This window comes from Collimonas silvisoli, from assembly GCF_018305005.1.
Taxonomy (GTDB): domain Bacteria; phylum Pseudomonadota; class Gammaproteobacteria; order Burkholderiales; family Burkholderiaceae_D; genus Collimonas; species Collimonas silvisoli.
In genome coordinates this window covers 1-11,353 of the sequence record NZ_JAGQEG010000132.1, presented here as the reverse complement: position 1 = coordinate 11,353, position 11,353 = coordinate 1, and the positions used below count along the sequence as shown (strand labels likewise).

Annotated in this window: 12 protein-coding genes; 5 read left to right on the top strand and 7 right to left on the bottom strand. The window is 57.9% G+C overall.

Annotated features, from left to right (window positions below; translation table 11 throughout):
- Nucleotides 1-52: 52 nt before the first annotated feature.
- The 5 genes from KHU33_RS23930 to cysT all read right to left on the bottom strand — a co-directional run bounded on the left by KHU33_RS23930 (nucleotide 53) and on the right by cysT (nucleotide 5,193).
- On the bottom strand, nucleotides 53-823 hold the full coding sequence (locus KHU33_RS23930; RefSeq protein ID WP_211467655.1) for a spermine/spermidine synthase domain-containing protein: 771 nt from the start codon (nucleotides 821-823) through the stop codon (nucleotides 53-55).
- A 402-nt stretch (nucleotides 824-1,225) separates the two neighbouring features.
- Nucleotides 1,226-2,218 (bottom strand): CysB family HTH-type transcriptional regulator, encoded by a 993-nt coding sequence (locus tag KHU33_RS23925; protein WP_211467653.1) that lies wholly within the window; start codon nucleotides 2,216-2,218, stop codon nucleotides 1,226-1,228.
- A 15-nt stretch (nucleotides 2,219-2,233) separates the two neighbouring features.
- Entirely contained in the window at nucleotides 2,234-3,331 is a 1,098-nt protein-coding gene (locus KHU33_RS23920) for a sulfate/molybdate ABC transporter ATP-binding protein (RefSeq protein ID WP_211467651.1), read from the bottom strand.
- The gene (cysW, locus tag KHU33_RS23915) at nucleotides 3,328-4,155 is read right to left on the bottom strand and encodes a sulfate ABC transporter permease subunit CysW (RefSeq protein ID WP_230414524.1); all 828 of its coding nucleotides are present in this window, start codon (nucleotides 4,153-4,155) and stop codon (nucleotides 3,328-3,330) included. Before cysW ends, KHU33_RS23920 begins: the two co-directional genes overlap by 4 nt.
- Nucleotides 4,156-4,317: 162 nt before the next feature.
- Complete coding sequence (gene cysT, locus KHU33_RS23910) at nucleotides 4,318-5,193, bottom strand: sulfate ABC transporter permease subunit CysT (RefSeq protein WP_211467649.1); 876 nt, start codon at nucleotides 5,191-5,193, stop codon at nucleotides 4,318-4,320.
- A 388-nt stretch (nucleotides 5,194-5,581) separates the two neighbouring features.
- Here cysT and KHU33_RS23905 point away from each other — a divergent pair, with 388 nt between their 5' ends.
- From KHU33_RS23905 to KHU33_RS23885, 5 genes are all read left to right on the top strand, one after another.
- On the top strand, nucleotides 5,582-5,899 hold the full coding sequence (locus KHU33_RS23905; protein ID WP_211467647.1) for a hypothetical protein: 318 nt from the start codon (nucleotides 5,582-5,584) through the stop codon (nucleotides 5,897-5,899).
- 50 nt (nucleotides 5,900-5,949) lie between these two features.
- On the top strand, nucleotides 5,950-6,228 hold the full coding sequence (locus KHU33_RS23900; RefSeq protein ID WP_211467645.1) for a hypothetical protein: 279 nt from the start codon (nucleotides 5,950-5,952) through the stop codon (nucleotides 6,226-6,228).
- Between the two features lie 103 nt (nucleotides 6,229-6,331).
- Nucleotides 6,332-7,687, top strand: coding sequence for a sensor histidine kinase (locus KHU33_RS23895; protein WP_211467643.1), 1,356 nt, complete (start codon nucleotides 6,332-6,334; stop codon nucleotides 7,685-7,687).
- Nucleotides 7,688-7,714: 27 nt separating this feature from the next.
- Nucleotides 7,715-8,434, top strand: a complete 720-nt coding sequence (locus tag KHU33_RS23890; RefSeq protein ID WP_211467641.1) for a head GIN domain-containing protein — start codon at nucleotides 7,715-7,717, stop codon at nucleotides 8,432-8,434.
- A 21-nt stretch (nucleotides 8,435-8,455) separates the two neighbouring features.
- A complete protein-coding gene (locus KHU33_RS23885) occupies nucleotides 8,456-9,208 on the top strand; it encodes a LytR/AlgR family response regulator transcription factor (RefSeq protein WP_211467639.1) in 753 nt (250 codons plus the stop codon).
- Between the two features lie 9 nt (nucleotides 9,209-9,217).
- Here KHU33_RS23885 and KHU33_RS23880 read toward each other — a convergent pair whose 3' ends face one another.
- Complete coding sequence (locus KHU33_RS23880; RefSeq protein WP_211467637.1) at nucleotides 9,218-9,913, bottom strand: GntR family transcriptional regulator; 696 nt, start codon at nucleotides 9,911-9,913, stop codon at nucleotides 9,218-9,220.
- A 121-nt stretch (nucleotides 9,914-10,034) separates the two neighbouring features.
- A partial coding sequence (locus KHU33_RS23875; protein ID WP_211467635.1) for a C4-dicarboxylate transporter DctA occupies nucleotides 10,035-11,353 on the bottom strand: 1,319 nt, incomplete at its 5' end.

Here is an 11,353-nt window from a genome sequence, read left to right as displayed (position 1 = left end):
CCACCACACGTTTTGGTTGGAACGCATCTCCCAAATCAATTGTTAACAGGCCCTAGTCCCGCATCGCCGCCTTCAAGCCCGTCACCCAAGACCTGGCCGGCAGGTTCATGCTGCGCCGGATGCTTGCGGCACGTTCGTACAGTGCGCTGAAATCCAGGTGGGGTGCGCGTTTGAATGCGATCACGATGATATTGGCGTCATGCACTTCAGGCAGGCACAGCACCGCATCAAACGCCAGTTCCATCGCATGCAGGTTCTTGGCGTAGTTCGGAAAGTCGCCGAACAGGTTGGCGGTCATCACGCCGTCCGCCGTCAGGCATGCCGCGCAAGCGTGATAAAACTCGGGCGTGTCCAATACCGGCCCACGCGCATCGGCGTCGTACAGATCCACTTGCAGCACGTCGACGCTGCCGTGGTTGGCGCGCTCCGTCACAAATGCCATTGCATTCATGTTGAGCACATTGAGCCTTGTGTCGTTCTGCGGCAGTTCGAACATGGCGCGGCAGATTGCGATGACAGCGGGATTGAGTTCGATCGCCGTCACCCGCGCCTGCGGAAACTGGCGATAGCAGAATTTGGTCAACGCCGCGCTGCCCAGCCCGAGCTGCACAATATGCTGCGGCTGCCGGTCGAACAGCGTCCACATCATCATCTGCTGCACGTATTCCAGTTCGATCGCATCCGGTGTGCGGATACGCATCGCGCCTTGCACCCATTTGGTGCCAAGGTGAAGAAAGCGCACTCCCTTGTCTTCGGAGATTGTCGCCGGAGGGTGCGGCCGGCCGGGCGGTTCTTCTGCGGGGGATGTACTGTGCATGAGCATGTTCGGAAGCGGGGGTTGGGTAGACGGGGTGATATCGCGACGCCGGTTGATGGCGCGGGCTCATTATCCTGTGATCGCTAGTTTGCCGGTAATTTTTGCATAAGCGTTTTGCACAAGCATTTTGTACAAGCGGCTGGCATGCGCTGCGAGTTACCCACAGAAATTGTGAGTAGCCCTGTGGATAACACCCCTGCTAACTCACTAAGTTATTGATTTAATGACTTTTTTCGGTAGTGGTACAGAAGCGCGCAAGAAAAAGCCCGCTGGCCTTGCGGCAGCGGGCTAAATCCGATCCCGGGAAGATCGGAGGAGACAGACGAAATCGTAGTGCCGGAATATGACAAGGCCGTGACCCGGGGCGCAGCTGAGCCGGCTTTAGAAGCCATGCTCGACTGCTTCGGCTCAGGCGATTTTCAAGAAACGCTGTTCAAAATCACCCTTGTGTACCGCACTGCTACCCGCGCTGTGCGGCTCTGCCTGCAGCGCTTCGACGATGTCCTCGCGCTTCAGCTGCGGTGCAAACTGCAAGATGAAATCGTAGGTATAGGAACGTAAGTAAGCGCCGCGCCGCACTGCCAGCCTGGTCACATTGGAGGCCAGCAAATGCGACACCTCAATCGAGCGCAAGCCGTTCTGGCGCGTGTGCTCGGTGGCCATCGAAGCCACCAGGCCAACGCCAAGGCCGAGCGAGACATATTGCTGGATGACGTCCGAATCCATCGCCGTCAACACGATATCGGGCGTGATGCCGGCGGTCCTGAAGGCGGCATCGATGTGGCCACGGCCGGTGAAGCCGACATCGTAGGTAATCAATGGATAGGCGGCCAAATCGGCCAGGCTGATCGGGCCGCTGATCTCCAGCAAGGGGTGATGCTCCGGCACCACCAGCACGTGGCTCCATTCGTAGCATGGGAAGGAAATCAGTTCCTTGAACTGGGTCAGGCCCTCGGTGGCGATGCCGACATCGGCCTTGCCCGATATCACCCAGTCGGCGATATGTTCCGGCGAGCTTTGCTGCAAGGCGATGCGGACATCGGGGAAACTGGCGCGGAAACCTTGCACCACGCGCGGCAAGGCGTAACGCGCCTGGGTGTGGGTGGCGGCGACAGTCAAGGTGCCGCTGGTTTCGCCCGAGTATTCCTGGCTGGCCTGGCGCAGGTTTTCTGCTTCCTGCAATAACCTTTCGACGATTTTCAAGATGCCTTTGCCGGGATCGGTCAAGCCGATCAGGCGCTTGCCGTTGCGGATAAAGATATCGACGCCGAGTTCTTCTTCCAGTTCGCGAATCTGGCGGCTCACGCCTGGCTGCGAGGTAAACAGAACGTTGGCTACTTCGGTCAGATTGAAACCGCAACGGGCTGCTTCGCGGATCGAGCGTAATTGTTGGAAATTCATATTTTTCTCCTTGCCTTACCGAGTTGTCTGTTGAGCGACGAACACTTGCAGGCGACGCGGACGCACCACCAGCGTTTCGCCGCCTTTTAAATTGAGTTGTTTGAAGCGCTCGCTGGAAATCACCGCTTCGATCAAGCCGCCATCGGCGCCATTGGAACCATCAGCGCCATCGCTGCGCTCCAGTTCCAGCTGCGCCAGCGGCCCGATGGCGTGGGTGCGCCGCAGCTGCACCACGATGCCTTCGGCGCCGGCGGTGTAGCGGTCGATCTCCAGATCGTGCGGCCGCACATAACCGATGCCTTGCGCGTCTTGCGCGGCGGCGTGCTCGGGTGCATCGAAAACGGCGCCGCCGGCATCCAGTACGCCTTCATGCAGGCGGCCGTGAAACAGATTGACGTTGCCAAGAAAACCGTAGACGAATGGCGATGCCGGGTGTTCATAGACTTGCTGCGGCGCGCCGATCTGTTCGACATTGCCCTTGTTCATCACGACGATCTGGTCCGCCACTTCCAGCGCTTCTTCCTGATCGTGGGTCACGAAAATACTGGTGACGTGCAACTCGTCATGCAAACGCCGCAACCAGCGCCGCAGCTCCTTGCGCACCTTGGCGTCGAGCGCGCCGAACGGTTCATCCAGCAGCAGTACGCGTGGCTCCACTGCCAGTGCACGCGCCAGTGCAATCCGTTGACGCTGGCCGCCGGACAATTGCGGCGGATAACGGTCGGCCAGCCAATCCAGTTGCACCAGTTCCAGCAGGCTGGTGACTTTTTCACGGATTGCGCTTTCGTTGGGACGTTGGGCGCGTGGCTTGACGCGCAGGCCGAAGGCGATGTTTTCAAACACCGTCATGTGCTTGAACAAGGCGTAGTGCTGGAATACAAAGCCGACCTGGCGCTCGCGCACGTGGCGCGACGAAGCGTCTTCGCCTTCCAGCAAGACCTGGCCGCTATCCTGTGCTTCAAGGCCGGCGATGATGCGCAGCAAAGTGGTCTTGCCGCAACCGGAAGGCCCCAGCAGCGCGGTCAATTCGCCGGCAGGAAATTCCAGCGAGACATTATTCAGTGCGACAAACTCGCCGAAGCGTTTGTTGATGTTTCTTACCTGGATGCTCATGCCTGCTCCTGTCTGGATGTATGCAAGTGATGCACTGTGTTGTGCGGCAATACCGAAGCACGCAAACGCCATTCGATGAACGATTTCAGCGCCAAGGTCAGCAGCGCCAGAAACGCCAGCAGCGAGGCCACCGCAAACGCTGCCTGGAAGTTGTATTCGTTGTACAGAATCTCGACCTGCAAGGGGATGGTGTTGGTTTCGCCGCGAATATGGCCGGACACTACCGACACCGCGCCAAACTCGCCCATGGCGCGCGCATTGCACAAGATCACGCCATACAGCAAACCCCATTTGATATTCGGCAAGGTGACGTGGCGGAAAGTCTTCCAGCCGGATGCGCCCAGCACCAGGGCCGCCTCTTCTTCTTCGCTGCCCTGCGCCTGCATCAAGGGAATCAGTTCTCGTGCAACAAAGGGAAAGGTGACGAACACCGTCGCCAGCACGATGCCTGGCACGGCAAACAGGATCTTGATATCGTGCTCGCGCAGCCACGGGCCGAACCAGCCTTGGGCGCCGAACAGCAGCACATAAATCAGGCCGGAAATCACCGGCGAGACCGAGAACGGCAGATCGATCAAGGTCAGCAAGAGGTTTTTGCCGCGGAACTCGAACTTGGCGACGGTCCATGAAGCGGCGATGCCGAACACCAGGTTGAGCGGCACCGCGATAGCGGCAGTCAGCAGGGTCAGCTTGATGGCGCTGATGGCGTCCGGCTCGATGATGGCTGCCAGATAGGCTTCCCAGCCCTTCTTGAACGCTTCGGCAAATACCGATAGCAGCGGCACTACCAGAAACAAGGTGAGGAACAATAACGCCACTGTCATTAACAGTGCACGCACCCACAAAGGCTCCAGCGTGGCGTTGGGCACGTGGATCGGCTCGCCCCTTGCCTGCGGCTTGGCGGCAGGCGAGGCGGCGGCAGCCTGATTGACGGGTGAATCAACGGGGTTATCAAAACCACTGGCGGTAGCGCTCACGTCAGACTCCTAAACTTTGACCGACTGGCCGCGCTTGCGGGTCCAGGCTTGCAATACGTTGATCGCCAACAGCAGCAGGAACGACACCGTCAGCATCACCACTGCAATCGCGGTGGCGCCGGCATAGTCGTATTGCTCCAGCTTGGTAATGATGAACAAGGGCGTGATTTCCGACACCATGGGCATATTGCCGGCGATGAAGATGACGGAGCCGTATTCGCCGGTGGCGCGCGCAAAGGACAACGCAAAACCGGTCAATAATGCCGGAAATACGGTGGGGAAAATCACCCTGGTAAAAGTCTGCCAGTGATTGGCGCCGAGACTGGCGGCGGCTTCTTCCAGCTCTTTCTCGGCGTCTTCCAGCACCGGCTGCACGGTGCGCACCACGAACGGCAAGCCGATGAAAGTCAGCGCTACTAATATACCTAGCGGCGTAAAAGCCACCTTGATGCCCAGCGGCTCCAGATATTGGCCGATCCAGCCATTGCTGGAATACAGCGCGGTCAAGGCGATGCCGGCCACTGCCGTCGGCAGCGCGAATGGCAGATCGACCAGGGCGTCGATCAGCTTCTTACCGGGAAACTTGTAGCGCACCAGCACCCAAGCCACGATGCCGCCGAACAATGCATTGAGCATCGCCGCCAGCAAGGAAGTGCCGAAGGTCAGGCGATAGGAAGCCATCACCCGGGGCGAGGTGACGGCGGCAATGAAGCCGTTCCAGCTCAGGGCGAAGGTCTTGAGAAACACCGCCGACAGCGGGATCAGCACAATCAAGGCCAGGTAAAACAGGGTAAATCCTAGCGACAGGCGAAACCCGGGCATCACGCGGAATGGCTTGGCGAGCTTGTTAATTGAGCCTTGATCGGTAAGCACGGCGGCGCTCATATATCGTCCTCTTATTACAAATACAGCTAAAGAACGAAGATAATCTCACCGGTTTGTTATAAAAAGAACGAACTTTTTTGCATGTGCATAGAATGAATTTGCATAAGAGAAATGATTTATTCGCCGCCTTGCGTGCAGATTACTTTCCATAAAAGCAACAAGCATCGCGATCCAAGCTGGCTGGAAACTCGCCAATTCCGCGCTCCATCCCCGCTATTCCCTCAAGAGCAGAGCAAATCCGCTGCATTCCAGTCGCGTTTTTTTGTATTCTGTTCCGCCATTTCTGCAGATTGTCGCAAGCAGCTGGCGACTTGCCCTGCCCCTCCCTAAAGTGACGACATGCAACAACGTCAGCGACATAAGTCAGCCACCTAAAGGAGCATAAAAAATGAACACAGCACGCCAAGCACTGATCGCCATCCTGTCCATCGCAACTCTGGCTGGCGGCATCGCCCCAGCCCAAGCAGCACCTCAGCAAACAGAAATCTCGACACTGCCAACCATCACGATTATCGGCAAACGCCCTAGCCACCCGGAAATCATGCAAACCGTGACGATCGTCGGCAAGCGCCTGAGCCCACAGGAAAAACTGGCTCTGGCACAACAGGAAGACAGCCTGCCAACCATCACCATCGTCGGCAAACGTCTGAACCGTGAACAAAAGTCAGTCCTGGCGCAAGCCAACGGCAAGAAGGCCGTCATCTAAGCTGGTACTTAACCGTCGTTCCGCCGCAGTTCCAAACCAGGAGATTGCAAATGAAACCCGCATCCAGATTATTGGCCGCCGCCACGCTGTTAGCGGCCTTGAGCTTGAATATGACTGTCAGCCCGGCCATGGCCGCAACACCCGCCAGGAAAGCCGCCGCGCAGGCCGAAGAAATCCCGCTGCTGATGCCGCCCATCGTGATTATCGGCAAGCGCATGACGCCGGAAGAAAAAGCGGTTTTTGCGCGTCAACAGCACACCCAGTCCATGAAAAAAGTAGCACATAAGAAAAACGAAATGCCCGGCTCGCCGGCGCTCAGCGCTCTTTGATGCCTTATGGAAAAACGATCAGACTGCTGCGTCCGTTCCGTTTAGAATGACGACAACTTTGCTGAGTTACCGCGCAAACTGATTTTCACCCTATACCCACTCTATGAATTCCGATTCGTTCACCACATTCAAGAAAAATGCATCGATTGCTACAGTCTATCTGTCGCGCGGTTTCGACAAAGTAGCAAGCTGGGTTACGCAGCTCTCGTGGTGGAAGTTCCTGTTGTTTGCAGCGTTGGTGCTGGCCGCCGCTGGGATTTTGCAAGAGACCCTGTTTTCTTCGGAAGAACTGGTCATCGAAAAAGTCAGCAGGCACAACGGCAAGTCCACAAAGTCCAGCAAGCCCGCCAAGGGCAATACCAATATCCGGATTGACGACACCGGCGTCCATATAAAAACCGGCACCTATACCTACGATGGCGATGACGCCGCCAGCGTACCGGCAGCGGCAACACCAACGCCCCCCAAGGCGGAAGCAGAAGCCGCCGGTGCGGCTACGGCGTCTCCTGCACCTCCCGCACCGCCGCCTCCGCCGGCAGCGCCGGCCGAGCCATCCCCCAACGCCGCCAGCCTGAACCTGAGCTTGCCGCCGGATGCTGCCCAGGATGTGAATCAGGCGATCAACGATGCGGTTGCCGCCATCCATGAAGCAGCGGCCGAAAAAGCGGAACAACAGGTGGCCCGCTACCAGAAAAAATCTTCTGAATGGTTTGTGAATTTCGTGCTGCTGCTGTTGATCGGCTTGTTCGGCACCAAGGCTTTGATGGGCGGCAAGAAGCGCGCCGAAGCGCGGGCCCAGGCGGCCAATGCCGCTGCCGAGCACGCCAACCTGCAGCGCGAAGTATCGGAAGCCAAGATGCAGATGATCCAGGCCCAGGTTGAGCCGCATTTTCTGTTCAACACCCTGGCTTCGGTCGAGTACCTGATCGAAACCGATCCGCCGCGCGCCTCGGCCATGCAGAAGCGCCTGATCCAATACTTGCGTGCGGTATTGCCGCAAATGCGGGAAACCGCGACGGTCACTACGCTGGGACGGGAAGTCGACATTGTGCGGGCTTATCTGGATCTGTTGAAGATGCGCATGGAAGAGCGTTTGATCGTCGATCTGCAAGTATCCGACGGCTTGCGCAGCGCGGCGTTCCCGCCGATGATGCTGCAATCGCTGGTGGAAAACGCCATCAAGCACGGCCTGGAACCCAAAGCGGACGGCGGCACTTTGCGTATCAAGGCGGAAGTGGCCGACAATAAGCTGCGTGTCAGCGTGACGGACGACGGCCTCGGCTTCGGCGCCTTCCCCAGCAATGGCACCGGACTGGGATTGCAAAGTATCCGCGATCGCCTCAAACTGTTGCACGGCGCCGCAGCGCAGTTGGAGATTGCTCCCAACAGTCCGAGCGGCGTATGTTCAACCATTGAAGTGCCGTATCAGGTAGTCGGCGCCGGCAAGACCAAGCCATAGAAGCAACGAGTAACAGGAAACATGCATATGAAATCGATCTCACGCCTTGCTTTTGTCCTCACGCTGGCTGCTGCAACCATGATCCCTCTGATCAGTTGCGGCTCCAGCGCGGCTGCCGACGTCGTCAAAGTCGAGCGCCCGGTAGGCGATTTCCAGCAAGTGGAAGTCATGGATACGGTGAACGTATATCTGACTCAGGGGCCGGCCAAACCGGCGGTGATCGAAGCCGAGGCCAACATCGCTTCGCGGGTTGAACTGGAGACCAGCGGTTCAGTATTGAAAGTCCACTTGAAGGGCAATTCATTTTTCAGCAGCCATCACGATATCAATGTTTACCTGACCGCGCCTGAGGTGAATGGCTTGAGCGTCTTCGGCTCCGGCGATCTCAAGCTGGTCGGCAAATTGAGTTCGAAAGACAGCATCAAGATTTCCATCTCCGGCTCAGGCAGCGTCAACGGTGAATTGAATACGCCGACGGTCGCCGCCTCTATCGCCGGCGCCGGCGATATCAAGGTCAAAGGCAAGACCCGCGATCTGCGGGTATCGATTGCCGGCAGCGGCGATTACGACGGTTTCGGCCTGATGGCTGAAAACACCAGCGTGTCGATAGTCGGCAGCGGCGATGCACATGTTTATGCCAGCAAGAAATTGAACGTCTCGACTGCGGGTTCCGGCGACGTCACGTATAACGGCGACCCCCAGGTGCACTCCAGCATCATGGGCTCCGGCTCAGTTAAAAAACGCTAAATTTTTTATTAAAATCCGCCTATGCCTACCGCTATCATTGCCGACGACGAACGCCTGATGCGCGACCAGATCCGCCTGCGCCTGAGCCAGGCCTGGCCGGAACTGGAGATTCTGGGCGAAGCGAAAAACGGCGATGAAGCGATCGAACTGGTCGATCAGCTGCAACCCGATTTCACCTTTCTCGATATCCGCATGCCGGGTAAAACCGGGTTGCAGGCGGCGCAGGAAATCGGCGGCAAAAGCCACATCGTCTTCATCACCGCTTACGATGAATATGCGATCGAGGCTTTCGAACGCGGCGCCGTCGATTACATCCTGAAACCGGCCGAAGCCGAACGCCTGCGGCTGACCGTTACCCGTCTCAAGGCCAGGCTAAGCTCGACCCCGACCGATATGAGCTCGATGCTGACCCAGCTTGCCAAGCAAATGGGGATCGCCACCAAGCCAGCCTATCTGCAATGGATACAGGCCAGCATCGGCCAGCAGCTGCGGCTGATTCCGGTGCAAGAGATTCTGTTTTTCCGTTCCGATGAAAAATACACCAGCGTACAGACCGCCGGCTACGAAGCGCTGATCCGCAAACCGGTGCGCGATCTGGCGGAAGAGCTCGATCCCGACCTGTTCTGGCAGATTCACCGCGCGACCCTGGTCAATGTCAACGCCATCGACGGCATCACCCGCGACCTGCGCGGCCGCCATCAGGTGCTGGTCAAGGGACATACGGAAAAGCTGGAAGTGAGCCGCAGCTTCATCCATTTGTTCAAACAGATGTAAGTCTCTACGCTAGGCCAGCAGCGCCTTGACGAAATCTTTCTTGGCGCCGGGCGGCGGTATTTCGAATTGCAAGGCCGACTCGACGTGATGCAAATGATGCAGCATCAGCTCGACCGCCTTTTCCGTATCGCCCGCCTTGGCCGCCTGCAGGAATTCGACATGCTCGTCCGATGAACATGCGGCGTCTCTGGTGGACTGGTACAACATGGTGATCAGCGAGCTGCGGCCGGCCAGTTTGGTCAAGACATCGGTCAAGACCTGATTGCCGACGGTACGCGCCAGCAGAATATGAAAATCGCTCAGCAGCCTGGAGCGGATTTGCGGATTTTCCTTGGACAGCGCCTCGCGCTCCTGCTGCAGATGCTGTTCCAGCACGACATAGTCTGCAGCGCTGGCCTTGGCCACGAATTCGCGCACCAGCGCAGCTTCCAGCACCCGCCGCACGAAGAATATCTGGCGCGCCTCCTCTTCGGTCGGCCGGCTGACGAACGCGCCTTTGTCGGGCACCAGATCGATCAACTTGTCTTTTGCCAGCATCACCAGCGCCGCCCGGATCTTGGTGCGGCTCACGGAATACAGGCGTGCCAGGGCTTCTTCCCGCAATTTGGTGCCGGGCGGCAGGCGCTGCTCGGCAATTGCAGTCGTGATATCGGCCGCAATATCGTCGGAACTGTCGGCGCCGGATGGGCTGGAAGACAGGCTCATGTTCTCGATTTCCTTGGTGCTATGTTCTAAAGATCAAAATTGTACTTGCAAATGAGATGCCTTCAAAAATAAGAATGTGCCGCGCCCGACGCCCGCAGCGTCGGGCGTACAGCTTGTGTGCTTACAGCGAGCGGCTGTCGGCCGCCATTTCCAGGTTTTCCTGCTCCTTAAACTCGTCCTCCAGCGCGGCCGGACGGGCGCCGTTCAAAACCGCATGGGCACGCACCTTGTCGATATCCTTTTCCCACACCGCCACCACCACGGTCGCCACGCAGTTGCCCAGCAAATTGCCAAGTGCGCGGGCGATGCCCATGAACCAGTCGACCGACAGCACCAGCACCAGCCCGACTACCGGGATCGCCGGGATGGCGGACAAGGTGGCGGCCAGAATCACGATCGCCGAACCCGGCACGCCATGCGCGCCTTTGGAAGTGATCAGGGCAACCGCCAGGATGGCCAGCAAATCGGTCATCGCCAGCGGCGTGTTGGTGGCTTGCGCAATAAACACGGCGGCCAGGGTCAGGTAGATCGAGAAGGCGTCCAGGTTGAAAGAATAGCCGGTCGGGATCACCAGGCCGACAGTGGAATCCTTGATGCCCAGGTATTCCAGCTTGCGCATGATCTGCGGCAAGACGCTGTCCGATGAGGCGGTCGCCAGCACCACCAGCAGTTCGGCGCGCAGGTATTTGATCAGCTTGAAGATGCTGAACCCCGCGAGCCGCAAGATGGTGCCCAGTATCGCGAAGACAAACATCACCACCGCAAAGAAATACAGCAGCACCAGGAAACTCAGCTGTTGCAGCGAGCCGACGCCATATTTGCCGACCGTGAAAGCAATTGCGCCGAACACGCCCAGCGGCGCCAGCCGGATGATGAAAGACATGCATTTGAAAAATGCTTCCGACATGCTGTGCACGACGCTGACGATAGGCGCCGCCTTTTCACCGATCAGCGACAAGGCCGAACCGAAAATAATCGAGAACAGCAGCACTTGCAGCACATCGCCGGAAGTAAACGCGCTGACCACTGTATTCGGGATGATTTTCATCACAAAGTCGGCGAAACTGCTGCCTCTGACCTTGTTCGCGGTTTCCACATAACTGGACAACGCATTCGCATCCAGCGTATCGGGATTGATGTTCATGCCGACGCCAGGATGGAACACGAAAGCCAGCAGCAGCCCCAGCACCAGGGCCACCGTGGTCACCACTTCAAAGTAGATCAGCGCCTTCAAACCGACCCGGCCCACCTTCTTCAGTTCGCCCGCGCCGTAGATGCCATGCACCACGACACAAAACACGATCATCGGGATGATCATCTTGACCAGCTTGATAAAACCGTCGCCCAGAGGCTTCAGGCTTTCTCCGAATTTCGGGAACAGCACACCTACTGCAATTCCCATGACAAGTGCTATCAGCACCTGGCCAAACAGTGATTTAA

What these genes read in the sequence shown, in the direction of transcription:
- KHU33_RS23920 (WP_211467651.1), bottom strand. Translation starts at nt 3,331, where the DNA reads ATGAGCATCCAGGTAAGAAACATCAACAAACGCTTCGGCGAGTTTGTC.
- KHU33_RS23925 (WP_211467653.1), bottom strand. Translation starts at nt 2,218, where the DNA reads ATGAATTTCCAACAATTACGCTCGATCCGCGAAGCAGCCCGTTGCGGT.
- KHU33_RS23900 (WP_211467645.1), top strand. Translation starts at nt 5,950, where the DNA reads ATGAAACCCGCATCCAGATTATTGGCCGCCGCCACGCTGTTAGCGGCC.
- KHU33_RS23890 (WP_211467641.1), top strand. Translation starts at nt 7,715, where the DNA reads ATGAAATCGATCTCACGCCTTGCTTTTGTCCTCACGCTGGCTGCTGCA.
- KHU33_RS23885 (WP_211467639.1), top strand. Translation starts at nt 8,456, where the DNA reads ATGCCTACCGCTATCATTGCCGACGACGAACGCCTGATGCGCGACCAG.
- KHU33_RS23895 (WP_211467643.1), top strand. Translation starts at nt 6,332, where the DNA reads ATGAATTCCGATTCGTTCACCACATTCAAGAAAAATGCATCGATTGCT.
- KHU33_RS23930 (WP_211467655.1), bottom strand. Translation starts at nt 823, where the DNA reads ATGCTCATGCACAGTACATCCCCCGCAGAAGAACCGCCCGGCCGGCCG.
- KHU33_RS23880 (WP_211467637.1), bottom strand. Translation starts at nt 9,913, where the DNA reads ATGAGCCTGTCTTCCAGCCCATCCGGCGCCGACAGTTCCGACGATATT.
- KHU33_RS23905 (WP_211467647.1), top strand. Translation starts at nt 5,582, where the DNA reads ATGAACACAGCACGCCAAGCACTGATCGCCATCCTGTCCATCGCAACT.
- cysT (WP_211467649.1), bottom strand. Translation starts at nt 5,193, where the DNA reads ATGAGCGCCGCCGTGCTTACCGATCAAGGCTCAATTAACAAGCTCGCC.
- cysW (WP_230414524.1), bottom strand. Translation starts at nt 4,155, where the DNA reads ATGACAGTGGCGTTATTGTTCCTCACCTTGTTTCTGGTAGTGCCGCTG.